The sequence below is a fragment of the Scleromatobacter humisilvae genome (assembly GCF_023231945.1).
In the GTDB taxonomy this organism is placed as follows: domain Bacteria; phylum Pseudomonadota; class Gammaproteobacteria; order Burkholderiales; family Burkholderiaceae_C; genus Scleromatobacter; species Scleromatobacter humisilvae.
Genome location: NZ_JAJLJH010000002.1, coordinates 301,978 through 317,608 on the forward strand (window position 1 = coordinate 301,978; position 15,631 = coordinate 317,608).

Sequence of the window (15,631 nt, forward strand, 5' to 3'; positions counted from 1 at the left end):
TTGATCAGACCTTGCGCTCTTGCTGGCTGCCGAACAGGCCCTTGGGCCGCACGAGCAGCACGAGGAACAGCAGGCCGAAGGCCACCGCGTCGCGCATGTCCGAGCCGATGTAGGCGACGGACAGCACCTCGGCGAAGCCGAGGAACAGGCCGGCCAGCATCGCGCCGCGGATGTCGCCCATGCCGCCCAGGATGATCACCGCGATGCCCTTGTGCAGCATCGGCTGGCCCATCAGCGGGAACAGCGCGTTCGAATAGAGGCCGATGAGGACGCCCGAGATGCCGCCCAGGCCGGCGGCGACGAACGAGGTCAGCAGGAACAGCCCGTCGACGTTGATGCCCAGCAGGCGCGCGGCCTTGGGCGACTCGGCGATGGCGCGCAGCGCGCGGCCCAGCTGGGTCTTCTTCAGCGTCAGCATCAGCACCGTCATCAACACGAACGACACCAGGATGATGCCCAGCTCCAGCACGGTGACGCTGACGCCGGCGATCTGCAGCGAGTCCTGCGGCAGCACCTCGCTGGGAAAGCGCTGGTTCTCGGCGCCGAACAGGCCCTGGACGAGGCTGTTGATCGCGATGGCCAGGCCGATCGTGGCGATCATCGGGATCAGGTGCGGCGCATTGCGCGCGCGCAGCGGCTTGAGCACGAGGCGGTCGATCACGATGCCCAGCAGGCCCGAGAACGCGAACGCGAAGAGGATGGCGGCCCACAGCGGGAAGCCCATCCTGGTGATGGCGGTCAGCGCGGCGTACGCGCCCACCATGAAGACGGCGCCCTGCGAGAGGTTGACGACGCCCAGCACGCCGAACACCAGCGTGAAGCCGAGCGCGAAGAGGGCGTAGACGCAGCCGAGCGACAGGGCGTTGAAGAGCTGCTGTTCGAGCACGTGGGAACCTGGTCAGGAATGGAAAGGCGGCCCCGGATGACGCACAGGGGCCTGGAAGGCTCGCGGGCCGCGCGGACGCGGCCCGGCCGGATCACTTCTCGATCTCGTAGTTCTTGCCGCGCGTGGTGCTGACGATGGCTTCCTGGTTCGCGTCGTAGCCGGCGGGCTTGCCCGACTTGTCGGTCACGCGGCGGAACGCGAACGCGCCGGTGGCGCCCGTCCACTTGACGGCGGGCAGCGCGGCCTGCACGGCCTCGCGATCCTTGGCCAGGTCGCCGCTCAGCTTGACCTTCTTCAGCGCCTCGGAGGCGATGTGCATCGCGTCGTAGGCCTGGGCGGCGAACTGGTCGGGCGGCGCGCTGTACTTCTTCGTGTACGCGATGATGAAGCTGTTGTTGGCCGGCGTGCGGTTCTCGATCGACCACGGGCTGCCCACCCACAGGCCATCCGACGCGCCCTTGGCCAGGTCGAACACCTTGACCGAGTTCATGCCGTTGCCGCCGATGAAGGGCAGGTTCATGCCCAGCTGGCGGGCCTGCACCATGATGGGCGCACCCTCGGCGATCAGCGCCGACAGCACGATCGCGTCGGGGTTGGTGGCCTTGATCTTGGTCAGCTGCGCCTTGAAGTCGACGTCGCCCTTGGCGAAGGTCTCGGTCGTGGTGACCGGCATCTTCTGGTCGTCCAGCGCCTTCTTGAACGCGTCGTAGCCGCTCTTGGTGAAGACGTCGTCGTTGCCGTACAGCACGGCGACCTTCTTGATCTTGGCGACCTTGGCGGCGACCTTGATCGTGACCGGCAGCACGTCGGCCTCGGTGACGGAGTTGCGGAACACGCGATCGCCGATCGTGGTGATGCCGTCGGCCGTGTTGGAGGTGCCGAAGACGACGATGTGCGCGGCCTGCGCGATCGGGTCGGCTGCGGCGGCCGAGTTCGACAGCGTCGGGCCGAACAGCATCAGCGCCTTGTCCTGGAAGATGAGCTTCTTGAAGGCGTTGATCGCCTCGTCCTTCTTGCCCTGCTCGTCCTCGATGACCATCTCGATCTGGCGGCCGTTGATGCCGCCGGCGGCGTTGATCTCCTCGGCGGCCATCTGGAAGCCGTTGCGGATGCTGATGCCGTATTGCGCGGCACCGCCCGACAGCGCTTCCGCGACGCCGATCTTGATGGGCTCGGCGGCCAGCGCCGAGCCGAGCGACAGGGCGGCGGCCAGCGCGACGGCCGAGAACCGGGCAATGCGTCGTTGCGAATTCACGGGTCTTGTCTCCATGGCAGTTCTGTGAACAGCCTCGACTGTAAGCGGAGTATGAGAATTTTTTTGTGAGGGCCGTTTCATCTTTGATAAGATGAATGCGAATGATTCGTATTTAGGTAGGCAACACCCACCGAATCCTTTGCGCCAACCCGACGAAAGAACAATGAACCGACTGACCCCCGTTGCCTCCGCGCTCCTCGCGCTGTCCACCGTCGCGCCCGCCTGGTCGCAATCCGCGCCCACGCGGGACGCGGCCGCCGCCGGCAGCGCCACGACCGCCGCCACGATGCCCGCCGCCGCGGGTGCCCTGATGGGCGTGCAGGAAGTCGAGATCCAGGGCGAGTCCGCGAAGGACTTCACGCGCAGGGACGCGTCGCTCAACAAGCTGTCGGCCGACCTGCGCGACGTGCCGCAGTCGGTCACGGTGCTGAGCAAGTCGCTGCTGCAGAGCCAGGGCGCCTCGTCGCTGTCGGACGCGCTGCGCAACGTCCCCGGCGTGACGCTGGGTGGGGCCGAGGGCGGCCAGATCGGCAACAACATCAACCTGAACGGCTTCACCGCCCGCACCGACATCTACCTCGACGGCTTCCGCGACCGTGGCCAGTATTACCGCGACACCTTCGCGCTCGATGCCGTCGAGGTGCTGATGGGCCCGTCGTCGATGCTCTTCGGCCGCGGCTCCACCGGCGGCGTCGTCAACCAGGTCAGCAAGGTGGCGCAGCTCAAGCCGGTGACCGAGGTCGATGCGTCGGCCACCACCAACGGCATGGTGCGCACGACGGCGGACGTCGGCCGTGCGATCGACGCGACCTCGGCGTTTCGCGTCGCCGCGATGGCGCAGTCGGGCCGCACGTCGACCCGCGACGAGATGAAGAACACAGACTTCGGCCTGGCGCCGTCGCTGAAGGTCGGCATCGGCACGAACACCGAGATCACGCTGTCGGCGCTGCTGCAGCGCAACCACGACATGCCCGACTACGGCTTCTCGCCCTGGAAGGGCCGGCCCGTCGACGCGCGGCACGACAACTTCTACGGCGACAGGAACGACCGCACGAACCAGGACGTCGCGACGTTCTCGGCGCTGGTGTCGCACCGCTTCGGCGACGACATGACGCTGCGCAACGAGATCCAGAGCAACCACGTGCACGTGGATGCGCGCGAGACGGCGTCGCAGTCGCTGGGCCTGCCCACCGACAAGCCGGGCGGGCTGGCCTGCGCGAGCGGCTTCTGCACCGCGGCCACCACCACGCCGCTGGACCAGCTGTTCGTCAAGCTGCAAAGCCACGACCGCGTCATCACGGACCACGCGGTCTTCGACCAGCTCGACCTGACGGCGCGCCTGGACACCGGCTTCGTCCACCACGAGATCATCACCGGCGCCGAGATCGGCCAGGACACCTACCGCAACCAGGCGTACAGCCGCACGGGCAAGTGCGACGGCGCGACGATGGCCACGGGCTACGTCGGCTGCGAACCGCTGCTGGCGCCGGTCTACCAGGACAGCCCGGCCAGCGCGCCGGACGTCGCGGGCAACCTATCCACCAGCCGCGCGAATTCGTACGGCGCCTACCTGAGCGACACGCTGAGCCTGGGCTCGCAGTTCAAACTCGTCGGCGGCATCCGCCGCGACCGCTTCGACGCCACGATCAACAACACGATCACCGCGCCGAAGTTCATCACGCAGAACGTCTCGTACACCAGCTACCGCGCGGGCGGCATCTGGCAGCCGACGCCGGCGCAGTCGTACTACGTCAGCTACAGCACGTCGTTCAACCCGTCGCTGGAGCAGCTCACCAACACCACCGGCACCACGGCGCCGCTGCCGCCCGAGACCAACAAGGCTTACGAGCTCGGCGGCAAGATCGACGTGCTGACGGGCAAGCTCTCCGTCGACGGCGCCGTGTTCCAGATCACGCAGGACAACGCACGCTCCGCCGATTCGAGCGGCAACTACACGGCCACCGGCACCGTGCGCGTGCGCGGCGCGCGCCTGGGCGGCTCGGGCCTGCTCGCGCACGGCTGGAAGGTGTTCGCGGGCTACGCCTACCTCGATGCCCGGATCATCGACGGCATCGGCGTCGGCACGCAGAACATGGTGCCGGGCAACACGCCGCGCAATTCGGGCACGCTGTGGACGACCTACGAGCTCGTGCCGCACTGGGACATCGGCGGCGGCGCCGTCTACGCGTCCAGGCGCTATGCCAACAACACCGACACCACGCTGGTCGGCGGCTACGCGCGCTGGGACGGCACGCTCGACTATCACCAGCCCAAGTACGACGTCCGCCTCAACGTGTTCAACGTGTTCGACCGCAAGTACTTCGACGCGCTGATCCAGTCCGACGGCGGACGCTCCGTGCCCGGCACGGGCCGCAGCGCGATGCTCTCCTTTTCCTACCACGTCTAAGCCAGCGTCCCGCCATCTGGCGGAAGCAAGCCAAGCCATGCTCGTCGCCATTCCCAACGCGCTCGATCCCAAGCAACTGCAGGAGGTGCGCGCGCGCCTGGAGGCCGCGGGCGATGCCTGGGTCGACGGCCGCGTGTCGGCCGGCTACCAGGGCGCGCCCGTCAAGCACAACGAGCAGGTCGACGAGCGCTCCGACGTCGCCGCGGCCTGCCAGTCCATCATCCTCGGCGCGCTGGAGCGCCATCCGCTGTTCATCAGCGCGGTGCTGCCCAACGAGGTCTACCCGCCGATGTTCAACCGCTATGGCCAGGGCATGGCCTTCGGCGCGCACGTGGACGGCAGCGTGCGCATCCATCCGCACACGGGCCGCAAGCTGCGCACCGACGTCTCGGCCACGCTGTTCCTGAACGATCCCGGCGAGTACGACGGCGGCGAGCTGGTGGTGCACGACGCCTTCGGCACGCACCGCGTGAAGCTGGCGGCGGGCGACATGGTGGTCTATCCGGCCACCAGCCTGCACGAGGTCACGCCCATCACGCGCGGCCGGCGGCTGGCCTCGTTCTTCTGGATCCAGAGCCTGGTGCGCGACGACGCCCAGCGATCGATGATGTTCGACCTCGACACCGCCATCCAGCGCCTGAACCGGACGAACGCCGACGCGCTCGCACGGCGCGGCCTGGTGGGCGTCTATCACAACCTCATGCGCCAATGGAGCGACACTTGATTTCACCTGCACGGGCCACCGCGGTCATCTGGCTGCGCAAGACCCATGGCTGGATCGGCCTGTGGGGCGCGACGTTGGGCCTGCTGTTCGGATTCAGCGGCATCTGGCTGAACCACCGCGCGGTGCTGCCGCTGAAGCCCGCGGCGGAGCGCGACAACTCCCGGCTGGCGCTGCCCGACCCGCGGCCCGCCGACGCGCACGCGATGGCCGCGTGGCTGCAGTCCGCGCTGTCTCTGCCGGAGCCGGCCGGAAACGTTCGCACGGAGAAGGCCAGGCCCGCGCCGTGGGCCGAGGCGTCGGCGTCTGCCGCGGCCATGCAGCCGGAGCACTGGACGTTCAACTTTGGCGCGCCGCGCGTGCAGATCCAGGCCGAGTACTGGGTCGGCAACGACGCGGTCAGCGTGCGCCGCACCGACAACGGCGTCGTCGCCACGCTGACCAACCTGCACAAGGGCATCGGCATGCCGGTGGCGTGGATCCTGCTGGTCGACACGCTGGCCGGCAGCATGATCCTGCTGTCGCTGTCGGGCCTCGCGCTGTGGATGCTGACGCGGCGCAGGCGCACCGTGGGCCTGGCGATCTTCGGCACGGCGCTGGCCGTGACCGCGGGCCTGGCCATCGCCCACCTCTAGGCGGCCGGGCAGGGCGGCACGCCCCTCGGGATTCAGGGCGCTTCGGGCGCGGCGAGCCGATTTTCGGGTAACGTGCGCAGCAAACACGACCGACTCCAGGGACCGCGCCGCGTGAGTATTCGAACGAGACTGCTGCTTCTCGTCTTCGCCGTCTGGCTGCCTGCGATGGCAGGCTTCGGCATGCTCGCCCGCTCGACCTACCTGCACGAGACGCGCGTCGCGACCAACCACCTGCGCGACTTGGCGCGTTCGATCAGCATGGCCGTCGACAGCGAGCTCGACAAGCGCGTCGCGATCGCCAACACGCTGGGCGCCGCGCGCTCGCTGAAGGAGGGCGAGCTCGAACGCTTCTACGAGCACGCGAAGCGCGCCACCGAGGGCAGCGGCAACACGGTGCTGGTGGTCGACGCCGAGCGCCAGATCATCAACACCCGCAGGCCCTTCGGCGAGCCCTTGCCGCTGCGCGGGTGGAAGCCCGATCCGCCGCTGGTCACCGGTGCGCCCGTCGTGGCGGACCTGATGCACAGTTCGGTCAACGGCGTCCCGGTGCTGACGGTCATGGTGCCGGAGCCGGGCGTCGCGCCGCAGAAGGTCAACATCGGCGTCGCCTTCGGCCCGGACGTGATCCAGCACGTGCTCGACATCCAGAAGCTGCCGCCCGGGGCGATCGCCTCGGTGCTCGACGGCAAGTACCAGACGGTGGCTCGCAGCAAGGATCCGCAGAAGTGGCTGGGCGTGCGGGCCGCCTCGGCCACGGTCGCGGCGGCCTCCAACGGCCTGCTCGACCAGCAGTTCGATTCGATGTCGCACGAGGGCGAGCCGACAGTGGCCGTCATCGCGCGGTCGGCGCGCTACGGCTGGACGGTGGGCGTGGGCCTGCCGCGTACCGCGCTCAACGAGCCGGCGATCCGCGTGACGATCCAGGCCTTTGCCGCTGCCGGGATCCTGGCGGTCATCGGCCTCGGATTGGCGCTCTACTTCGCGCGCCAGATCGGCGGCCCGGTGCTGGCGCTGAGCGACGCCGCCGCCGAGCTCGGCCGCGACCGCGTGCCCGAACCGCTGCGCACCGGGCTGTTCGAGGCCGACCAGGTGGGTGCCGCACTGCACGAGGCCGGGCTGCGTTCCGCGCGCGCCACCGAGCTGCTCGAGTCGCGCGTGGCCGAGGCGATCCGTCAGACGCAGGAGGCGCAGACTCGCCTGCTCGACGGCCAGAAGCACGAGGCGATCGGACGCCTGACCGGCGGTCTCGCGCACGACCTCAACAACTTCCTGCAGACCATGAGCACCGGCCTGCAGGTGCTGGACCGCCTCGTCAAGGAGGACGCCGGCCGGCGCGTGATCGAGGCCAGCACGCGCGCGCTCGACAAGGCGGCGACGCTGGTGCGCCAGATGCTCGCCTTCGGCCGCTCGCAGCCGCTCAAGCCGCAGCCGATCGACCTGCACGACTTCGTCCTGCGCTGCGACGACCTGATGGGCCGCGCCGTCGGCGGCAAGGTGCGCCTGACCGCCGACATCGAGCCCGGCCTGCCGCCGCTGATGGCCGACCCGACGCAGTTCGAGCTCGCCTTGCTCAACCTCGTGTTCAACGCGCGCGACGCGATGCCGGACGGCGGCACCGTGATGATCCGCGGCCGGCTGGCGAGCGCAACGCAGGCGTCCGCGCTGCCGTCGGGCCGCTACATCGCCGTCGACGTCGTCGATACCGGCGGGGGCATGGACGCCGAGGTGCTGCAGCGCGTGTTCGAGCCGTACTTCACCACCAAGGCGGTGGGCGTGGGCAGCGGCCTCGGGCTGCCGCAGGTGCGCGCGTTCGCGGTGCAGTCCGGCGGCGCGGCCACGATCAGCAGCGAGCGCGGGGTCGGCACGACGGTGTCGCTGCTGCTGCCTGTCTCGCGCGACCCGGTGCAGGCGAGCGATGCCGCGTCGGCGGCGCCGGCCGAGTTCATGCCGCTGCGGGTGCTGTTCGTCGAGGACGACCTGCTGGTGTCGTCGGTGGTGGTGCCCGCGCTGCGGGCGGCCGGCCACACGGTGCGCCACTGCCTCAACGGCGAGGCCGCGGCGCGCGCGCTGCAGGACGGCGGACTGTTCGACATCGTGTTCACCGACGTCGTGATGCCCGGCGCCATGAGCGGCCTGGACCTCGCGGCCTGGTGCCAGGCCAACATCCCGGCGATGGCGGTGATCGTGGCCACCGGCTACACCACGCAGCACATCGACGCGGGCGTGAAGGTGCTCTCCAAGCCGTACTCGATCGAGACGCTGCTGATGGAACTGCAGTACGCGGTGCGCGTGAAGCGGACGTAGGCGCCTCGCTTGCCGGGGTCGGCCCATCCGACGAGGAGGGCACACCATGACCGAAGTCCGCCGGGGCCAGGCGCCCGGACAGCTTTCCCGCAGCGAGTTCGGCGAGCGCTACCAGGCCTCGTTCCGCGATCCCGCGTTCCAGGCCGAGAAGGAGGCGCTGGTCCGCATCGAGGAGATCGCGTGGATCAACTACAAGGCCGAACGCAAGTCGCCCGTGACGCGCAAGGCCGGCCCGGGCTACGCCGATCCTGACTACGACCTGTCCGTCGACTGGCTGGCCGCCAAGGACGCGATCGCCGCGGCGCAGGCGACGTGGGCCGACGCGACGTCGCCATCGCGCGTGCTGGTGATCAACGGCTCGTCTCGCAACGACGGCAGTTGTCCCGGCGAGATCTCGAAGTCGTTCCGTCTCGCGAAGTGGATGACCGAGGAACTCGAAGGGCAGGGCATGCTGGTCGACACGCTGGACCTGAGCCTGACGACCTCCGAATACGGCCGCAGGATCCACCCGTGCAAGGGGTGCGTGTCGACCGCGATGCCGCTGTGCCATTGGCCCTGCAGCTGCTATCCCAACCACGCGCTGGGGCAGACCGGCGACTGGATGAACGAGATCTACCCGCGCTGGGTCGCCGCGCACGCCATCGTCATCGTCACGCCGGTCTACTGGTACCAGTCGCCGAGCCCGCTCAAGCTGATGATCGACCGCATGGTCTGTGCCGACGGCGGCAACGACGACCCGTCGTCGACGCACGGCAAGAAGGCGGCGCAGGCCAAGGACCTCGAGATGAAGGGCTGGGACTATCCGCAGCACGTGGCCGGACGCGCCTACGGGGTGATGGTGCACGGCGACGTCGCCGGCATCGAGGGATCGCGCCGCAGCCTCACCGACTGGCTGGACTGGATGGGCCTCATCGACTCCGGCCAGCCGGCGCAGCTCGATCGCTTCATCGGCTACTACGAGCCGTACGCGACGAGCCACGAGACGCTCGATCTCGACCTGCCGGTGCAGCAGGAGGCGCGCAACGTGGCGCTGGCCGTCGCGCATGCGGTCAAGGAACTGCGCACCGGAACCCTGGCGGCGGTGCAGCCGAATCTCCGGCGACCGCGCCCGAAATGACGCCCGCGGCCGCCCGTCAGTGGGAGTGGCCGTGCGGCGGCGGCGCCTTCTTGGCGCCGCGCCTGCGCGCCGGCTGGCAATCGCTGCAGCGTCCGTAGAGCGTGATCTCGTGGCGCGAGACGCTGAAGCCCGGCGGCGCGAGTCCGGCGAGGTCGCCGGGGCAGTCGTGGACGTCGAACACGCGCTGGCAGGCGTCGCAGCGGAAATGGTGGTGATGCCCATGCCGCGCGAGCTCGTAGCGCGCGGCCTCGCCCGGCAGCGTCACGACCTGGATCTCGCCGGCGTCGACCAGCGACTTCAGATTGCGATAGACCGTGGCCAGGCCCAGCGCGGCGACGTGGCGGCGCGCCTCGTCCAGCACCTCGGTGGGCGAGAGCGGGCGTCCGGCGGCGGCGATGGCCTCTCGGATGGCGGTGTTCTGGCGGGTGGCTCGTTCCATGGCGATCCTCGGTCCAAATTCTGCCACGCCTGATGATATTGAGGATGCATTATCATTAAGCGATGCTTGCTGGATTCTCCCCGGTCGCCCTGACCGCCGCTGCCGTGGTCTCGACGCTGGCCGGCGGCGCGATGGCGCTGCGCTTCCGCGACCGCCTGCACTACCTGCTGGGTTTCACCGCAGGCGTGCTGCTGGGCGTCGTCGCGTTCGACCTGCTGCCGGAGATCTTCGCGCTCGCGCGCACCCACGGCTTCGACCCGTCGGCCTCGATGATCGCGCTGGTGGTCGGCTTCCTGCTGTTCCACAGCCTCGAGAAGTTCGTGCTCGTGCATCCGGCGCAGGAGGATCACTACTCGCACCACCACCATCCCAACGTCGGCCTCGCGTCCGCCGCGGTGCTGGCGGGGCACAGCTGCATGGACGGCGTGGCGATCGGCATCGGCTTCCAGGTGTCGGCGATGGTGGGCGTGACCGTTGCGATGGCGGTGATCGCGCACGACTTCTCGGACGGCCTCAACACGGTCAGCCTGATGTTGCGCCACCGGAACTCGACGCGGCGCGCGCTGACGATGCTGGCGGTCGACGCCGTCGCGCCCCTGGTGGGCGTGCTGCTGACGCTGGCGTTCGCGATCCCGCCGTTCCAGCTCATGACCTACCTCGGCTTCTTCGCCGGCTTCCTGCTGTACATCGGCGTCTCCGACATCCTGCCCGAGGCCCACTCGCGCGCCGGCCCCGGCGTGGCGACGAAGCTGATCGCGCTGACCTGCTGCGGCGCGGCCTTCGTCTACGCGGTCGTGCGGCTCTCGCCCTGAGTCGCTGGGCGTGCCCAACCTCGGCGGCCCCGTGATGACGGCCGGCGGCGTCGCGTTCGTGATCACGTATGCGTTGCCGAAGAAGTAGCCGGGAGCTCAGGACGCCGGGCGGTTGCGCGCGATGTCCGCCATCGACACCCATTCGAGCAGCGTCTTCACGAGCTTCTCGGCGTCGATCGGCTTGGCCACGTGCGCGTTCATGCCGGCGGCCAGGCACTCCTGGCGGTCCGACTCCATCGCCGCGGCCGTCATCGCGATGATGGGCAGGCCGATGCCCTGCGGCAGCTTGCGGATCAGGCGCGTGGCCTGGGTGCCGTCCATGTCGGGCATCTGCATGTCCATCAGCACGACGTCGAAGCGCATCTTCTTGACCCACTCGACGGCCTCGACACCGTTCTCCGCCAGCGTCACCTCCAGCCCGCCGGCACTGAGGAAGGCCGCGGCGACCTGCTGGTTGACCGGGTTGTCCTCGGCCAGCAGCACGCGGGCGCCGCGGATGGCGCGCATCGCCTCGGCGAGGTCGAAGCGGCCCTCGTCCGCGCGTCGTGGCGGCGCCTCGCCGTGCTGCAGGTGGACGACGGTGTCGAACAGGCGCGAGGGCGTCACCGGCTTGACGACGATGCCCACGCCCAGCAGGCCCTTCAAGGCCTCGGCCACGCGCTCGCGCGACGCGAGCGAGGTCATCGCGATCACCGACAGCGGCGCGCCGCGGCGTTCGGCGCGGTGCTCCTCGACCGCTCGGCGGGCCTTCAGCAGCAGGTCGAGGTCGCCCGTCTTCCAATCGAGCAGCATCAGTTCGTGCGGCGCGGCCGGGTCGGCGCGGCGCAGCTTGTGCAGCGCGTCGTCGGGGAAGGACGCCGTGCCGACCTGGAAGCGCCAGCTCTGGAGCATCTGCTGCAGGATCAGCCGCTCCGTGGGCTGGCCGTCGACGACCAGCGTGCGCATGCCGCGGATGCGGTGCAGGTCGATGCGCTCGACCGCGCCCCTGGCGACGGCGAACTTCGACGTGAAGCCGAAGATGCTGCCGCCGCCGGGCGCCGGCGCCACCTCGATGCGGCCGCCCATCAGCTCGACGAGCCGCTTGCAGATCGCCAGCCCGAGCCCGGTGCCGCCGTACTTGCGCGCGGTGGAGCGTTCGGCCTGCTGGAACACGTTGAACAGGCGCTCGGCCTGTTCGGGCGTGACGCCGATGCCGGTGTCGCGCACCGAGAACGCGAGCTCGACCTGGTCGTCGCTGCGCGAGACCACGCGCGCGCCGATCACGACCTCGCCGACCGACGTGAACTTGATCGCGTTGCCGACCAGGTTGTTGAGCACCTGCGTCAGCCGCAGCGCGTCGCCGACCAGGCGCGGCGGCATGTCGCGGTCGATCTCGAACAGCAGGTCGAGCCCGGCCTCCTCGACCTTGGCCGAGAACAGGTTGCCCACGTTCTCGATCGTTTCCTCGGGGCTGAACTCCTCGGCCTCCAGCGCGACCTTGCCGGCCTCGATCTTGGAGTAGTCGAGGATGTCGTTGAGCAGCGTCAGCAGCGCCTTCGACGAGGTCTGCACCTTCGTGAGGTAGTCGCGCTGCGTCTCGTCCAGGCGCGTCTGCAGCACCAGGGTGGTCAGGCCGATGACGGCGTTCATCGGCGTGCGGATCTCGTGGCTCATGTTGGCCAGGAACAGGCCCTTGGCGGCGTCGGCGGAGCGCGCCTCGTCGCGCGCGACGCGCAGCGCGCTGGCCTGGCGGCGGTCGTTGTGGTGCACGCGCACGAGGCGGGCGTAGAGCGCGCCGTTCTCCAGCAGCAACTCGATCAGCACCGCGCTGCCCGCGATCAGGCCGTAGATGCGGCCGGCGTAGAAGCCGAGGTCGTAGCGCGCGGCGTTGAGCATCGACGACAGCGCGACGTCGAAGGACCAGGCCACCAGCGACACGCTGAGCCACAGGTCCAGCACCGAGTGCGGCCGATGGCGCCACAGCGCGGCCACGACGACCAGGCTCAGCGCCCAGATGCTGGACGCGCTGATCGTCAGCGCGATGCCGAAGCGGTGCGGCTCGATCAGCGTGGGCAGCCAGTCCTGGCCCAGCGTGGCCCACGCCGCGAGCAGCGCGGCCAGCGCCACGGTGGCGGCGGGCATCGCGAGCGCGAGCGCGTCACGCGCGGGAGCGGGCGCGTGCCAGGAGGCGTCGGCGGCGGACGCCGGCTTGACGGCGCCGGCCTCGCGCCGCTTCATGGTGGCGTAGGCCAGCACGAACAGCGGAAAGCCGGCATGCCAGAACATGTAGAGCGCCGATGTCGTCTGCCGACCGGCGCCCAGCAGCCCCGGCGCCGAGAACACGCCGGGGAAGGTCAGCGCGTGGATGACGGTCATCAGCGCGGTGAACAGGTAGGCGCAGGCCAGCACCATCAGCGCCCGCGAACGCAGGATCCGGTACTGGCCGAACAGCAACACCGCGGTGATGGCGTCGTTGGTCAGCAGCGCCGATTCGTAGATCGGGATGAAGGCGGGCACCTGGCCCAGCGGCACGCGAACGAAGGGCACCAGCGCGCCGAACAGCAGCACGGAGGCGAACAGGACGGCGGCGGCACGCCGGCGCTGCGCGCGGTCGGCCGGCTGGTTCAGCAGGAAGCCGCCGTCCGCGGCGGGTCGACTGTCTTCTTTCGCATCTCCAGCGTCCATGAGACTCCCTTGGCAGCGGCCTGCGTCGTCGCGCAGCGCGTTGGCGGAGGATAAGCGCCCGCGCGACGCCAGCCAACGCACGCTCGAATGCCTGCGCAAGGCTCAGGGAGGTGCGCGGATCCCCACAGACGGGTAAAGAATAGTTTCTCGGCTGGCGCTGAATTGCCCTTCATTTCCGGCTTTCATTGCCGATTACGGCCGGCGGGGACTCTCTACGATTCGTTCATCCGAATCAAGGAGTCCGTCCCATGTCGTCCGTCACATCCTCCACCAGCACGATCGTCTCGCCGTATGCCACGGTCAACGAGCAGATCAAGCCTGGCAAGTTCGAGGCGAACGAGAAGGAATACGGCGTCGCCGGTGCCGCCGTCCTGGGCCTGGGCGACGCGATCGCCGAAGGCGCCAGCGCCACCGTCTCGCTCAGCGAGAAGGCGCTGGGCGCGGTCGAGGACGCCGGCAAGTACGTCGGCCAGGCGGTCGAGACGGGCATCACCGACATCGGCAGCGCCGCGATGGCCGCCTACGCCGCCGTCAAGAACGGCGTCAACAACACGATCCAGGGCGCCGAGGACGCGGGCGCCGCCGCCTGGGACACGATCAAGGCCGGCGCCGAGGACGTCGCGGGCATGGCCGGCGACGTGGTGCACGCCGCCGAGGCGGGCGCCGCGGCCGTCGCCGACGTCGCCGTCGACGCCTGGCACGGCGTCGAGCACGTCGCCTCCGAGGCGCTGCACGGCATCGAGAAGGGCACCGACGAACTTGAGCACCTGGGCAGCGAGGCCTGGACGGCCATCGAAAACGGCTCGCACAAGGCGCGCGACTACGCGGGCACCGCGGTCGACGGCGTCAAGACCGCGGCCGGCTACGTCGGCGACGGCATCAGCGACGTGGCCGACGGCGTCGGCAACGTCGCCGGCCGGGTCGCCAGCTACGCGACGCTGGGCGTCGCCGGCATCGCGCGCGGCTTCAGCGCGGTCGCCTGAACCCGGTCGGATCCACCATGAAGTCCATCAAGATCCTCGCCCTGGCCGCCGCGGCCGTCGTGCTCCCGGGCTGCTCCATCATCAGCCCGGCGCCGGTCATCGAGCTCGCGAAGGCCACGGGCGCCGTCGCCGTCAGTGCGATCTCGCACGGCCCCAGCAGCGCCCGCAACACCGTCTATCACGAGCATGCGGCGCTCGACGCCGTCTGCGTCGAATACAACCCGCTCACGCCTGACCCGGACATCGCGCCCGCGCTGCAGGCCGAGCTGCGCAACCACGAGATCGACAGCCGCATCTACGAAGAAGGTGGCGCGCCGAGCTCGTGCAAGTTCCGCGTCACCTACACCGCCGACATCGAATGGGACACACCCCCGTTCGGCACCGGCTACAAGTCCTACATCCGCGACGCGACGCTGACGCTGCGTGACGAGAACGGCACCGTGCTCTCGAGCAGCGCCTACGCGCTCGACGGCGCGTTCCAGATGGGCAAGTGGTCCACCAGCCGCAGCAAGCTGGCCCCCGTCGTCACCGCGCTGGTCACCGGCTTCGACCACTGATTCGCATCGCCAAGGATCGCCCGTGAACCTCTTCGCCTTGTCTTTCCGCCGCCTGGCGGCCCTGTCCGCGCTCGTCATCGCCGGCGTCCTCGGCGGCTGCGCCTCGCCCTCGCCGCTGGTGCAGGGCCCGGTCTCGGTGCGACCCGTGCCGCCGCCGAGCTACGCGGAACGCACCGTCACCGGGGGCATCTACCGCGGCAACATGAACAACGTCGCGCTGTTCTCCGACCAGCGCAAGCCGCAGGCGATCGGCGACACGATCAAGATCGACATCTCGGAAAGCCTCAACGCGAGCAGCGTCGTCAACAGCGTCAACAGCCGCGACAACTCCGTCACGTCCAAGGGCCCGGGCACGCATTCGGACAGCCTCGGCTCGCTGCTGAAGGGCCTGGCCAACATGGACGTGGTCGCCTCCGGCAGCGATTCGTTCACCGGCAAGGGCAACTCGCAGAACACGTCGACCTTCCAGGCGCGCATCTCGGCCTACGTGATCAACGTGCTGTCCAACGGCAACCTCGTGGTGGCCGGCGAGCGCAGCATGATGTTCAACGGCACGCTCAACACGCTGCGCTTCTCGGGCGTGGTCAACCCGCTCGACATCAAGGCCGGCGGCATCGTCGCCTCCGGCGACGTGGCCGACGCCAAGACCGAGTTGACGGGCTCGGGCGGCACCGCGGACACCGCGTCGCGCAGCTGGCTGCAGAAGCTGCTGACCGACGGCCTGTCCGTCTGGTGAGATGACGCCCCCCGCCCGCGAAGGTCCGCGGGCAGCCCCCCAAGGGGGCGGCAGGCCTTGCTCCGGAGCGGCCGAGCGCGGCGGCCGGCTGACGCCCGACGTTTCCCGATCATGA

13 protein-coding genes are annotated in these 15,631 nt (G+C 69.6%); 9 read left to right on the plus strand and 4 right to left on the minus strand.

Annotated features, from left to right (window positions below):
* Window positions 1-4 precede the first annotated feature (4 nt).
* Both LPC04_RS10715 and LPC04_RS10720 read right to left on the minus strand, forming a co-directional pair.
* On the minus strand, window positions 5-886 hold the full coding sequence (locus tag LPC04_RS10715) for a branched-chain amino acid ABC transporter permease (RefSeq protein WP_275682209.1): 882 nt from the start codon (window positions 884-886) through the stop codon (window positions 5-7).
* A 91-nt stretch (window positions 887-977) separates the two neighbouring features.
* Window positions 978-2,141, minus strand: a complete 1,164-nt coding sequence (locus LPC04_RS10720) for an ABC transporter substrate-binding protein (RefSeq protein ID WP_275682210.1) — start codon at window positions 2,139-2,141, stop codon at window positions 978-980.
* Window positions 2,142-2,304: 163 nt separating this feature from the next.
* Between LPC04_RS10720 and LPC04_RS10725 the strand changes: the two genes are divergently transcribed.
* The 5 genes from LPC04_RS10725 (at window position 2,305) to LPC04_RS10745 (ending at window position 9,325) form a co-directional block, all read left to right on the plus strand.
* Window positions 2,305-4,548 (plus strand): TonB-dependent receptor, encoded by a 2,244-nt coding sequence (locus tag LPC04_RS10725; protein ID WP_275682211.1) that lies wholly within the window; start codon window positions 2,305-2,307, stop codon window positions 4,546-4,548.
* Between the two features lie 37 nt (window positions 4,549-4,585).
* A complete protein-coding gene (locus LPC04_RS10730) occupies window positions 4,586-5,272 on the plus strand; it encodes a Fe2+-dependent dioxygenase (protein WP_275682212.1) in 687 nt (228 codons plus the stop codon).
* Window positions 5,257-5,904 (plus strand): PepSY-associated TM helix domain-containing protein, encoded by a 648-nt coding sequence (locus LPC04_RS10735; protein WP_275682213.1) that lies wholly within the window; start codon window positions 5,257-5,259, stop codon window positions 5,902-5,904. The genes LPC04_RS10730 and LPC04_RS10735 overlap by 16 nt, the downstream gene beginning before the upstream one ends.
* Window positions 5,905-6,015: 111 nt before the next feature.
* Complete coding sequence (locus tag LPC04_RS10740; RefSeq protein ID WP_275682214.1) at window positions 6,016-8,208, plus strand: hybrid sensor histidine kinase/response regulator; 2,193 nt, start codon at window positions 6,016-6,018, stop codon at window positions 8,206-8,208.
* A gap of 46 nt (window positions 8,209-8,254) precedes the next feature.
* Window positions 8,255-9,325: a flavodoxin family protein gene (locus LPC04_RS10745; RefSeq protein ID WP_275682215.1), complete on the plus strand. Its 1,071-nt coding sequence runs from the start codon at window positions 8,255-8,257 to the stop codon at window positions 9,323-9,325.
* Window positions 9,326-9,341: 16 nt separating this feature from the next.
* Here LPC04_RS10745 and LPC04_RS10750 read toward each other — a convergent pair whose 3' ends face one another.
* Window positions 9,342-9,764 (minus strand): Fur family transcriptional regulator, encoded by a 423-nt coding sequence (locus LPC04_RS10750; RefSeq protein ID WP_275682216.1) that lies wholly within the window; start codon window positions 9,762-9,764, stop codon window positions 9,342-9,344.
* Window positions 9,765-9,826: 62 nt separating this feature from the next.
* On the opposite strand from LPC04_RS10750, the gene LPC04_RS10755 reads away from it, so the two are divergent.
* On the plus strand, window positions 9,827-10,576 hold the full coding sequence (locus LPC04_RS10755) for a ZIP family metal transporter (RefSeq protein WP_275682217.1): 750 nt from the start codon (window positions 9,827-9,829) through the stop codon (window positions 10,574-10,576).
* Between the two features lie 96 nt (window positions 10,577-10,672).
* On the opposite strand, the gene LPC04_RS10760 is transcribed toward LPC04_RS10755, so the two are convergent.
* On the minus strand, window positions 10,673-13,240 hold the full coding sequence (locus LPC04_RS10760) for a hybrid sensor histidine kinase/response regulator (protein ID WP_275682218.1): 2,568 nt from the start codon (window positions 13,238-13,240) through the stop codon (window positions 10,673-10,675).
* A gap of 248 nt (window positions 13,241-13,488) precedes the next feature.
* Between LPC04_RS10760 and LPC04_RS10765 the strand changes: the two genes are divergently transcribed.
* From LPC04_RS10765 to LPC04_RS10775, 3 genes are read left to right on the plus strand one after another with little or no spacing between them, the layout of a single operon-like run.
* A complete protein-coding gene (locus LPC04_RS10765; protein ID WP_275682219.1) occupies window positions 13,489-14,223 on the plus strand; it encodes a hypothetical protein in 735 nt (244 codons plus the stop codon).
* A gap of 17 nt (window positions 14,224-14,240) precedes the next feature.
* Window positions 14,241-14,780, plus strand: coding sequence for a cell division protein FtsI (locus LPC04_RS10770; RefSeq protein ID WP_275682220.1), 540 nt, complete (start codon window positions 14,241-14,243; stop codon window positions 14,778-14,780).
* Window positions 14,781-14,802: 22 nt separating this feature from the next.
* Window positions 14,803-15,516: a flagellar basal body L-ring protein FlgH gene (locus LPC04_RS10775; RefSeq protein WP_275682221.1), complete on the plus strand. Its 714-nt coding sequence runs from the start codon at window positions 14,803-14,805 to the stop codon at window positions 15,514-15,516.
* Window positions 15,517-15,631 lie beyond the last annotated feature (115 nt).

Excerpts from the sequence above, each read along its gene's own strand:
- LPC04_RS10755 (WP_275682217.1), top strand. The coding sequence starts at position 9,827 with ATGCTTGCTGGATTCTCCCCGGTCGCCCTGACCGCCGCTGCCGTGGTC.
- LPC04_RS10760 (WP_275682218.1), bottom strand. The coding sequence starts at position 13,240 with ATGGACGCTGGAGATGCGAAAGAAGACAGTCGACCCGCCGCGGACGGC.
- LPC04_RS10735 (WP_275682213.1), top strand. The coding sequence starts at position 5,257 with ATGGAGCGACACTTGATTTCACCTGCACGGGCCACCGCGGTCATCTGG.
- LPC04_RS10730 (WP_275682212.1), top strand. The coding sequence starts at position 4,586 with ATGCTCGTCGCCATTCCCAACGCGCTCGATCCCAAGCAACTGCAGGAG.
- LPC04_RS10745 (WP_275682215.1), top strand. The coding sequence starts at position 8,255 with ATGACCGAAGTCCGCCGGGGCCAGGCGCCCGGACAGCTTTCCCGCAGC.
- LPC04_RS10770 (WP_275682220.1), top strand. The coding sequence starts at position 14,241 with ATGAAGTCCATCAAGATCCTCGCCCTGGCCGCCGCGGCCGTCGTGCTC.
- LPC04_RS10750 (WP_275682216.1), bottom strand. The coding sequence starts at position 9,764 with ATGGAACGAGCCACCCGCCAGAACACCGCCATCCGAGAGGCCATCGCC.
- LPC04_RS10725 (WP_275682211.1), top strand. The coding sequence starts at position 2,305 with ATGAACCGACTGACCCCCGTTGCCTCCGCGCTCCTCGCGCTGTCCACC.
- LPC04_RS10765 (WP_275682219.1), top strand. The coding sequence starts at position 13,489 with ATGTCGTCCGTCACATCCTCCACCAGCACGATCGTCTCGCCGTATGCC.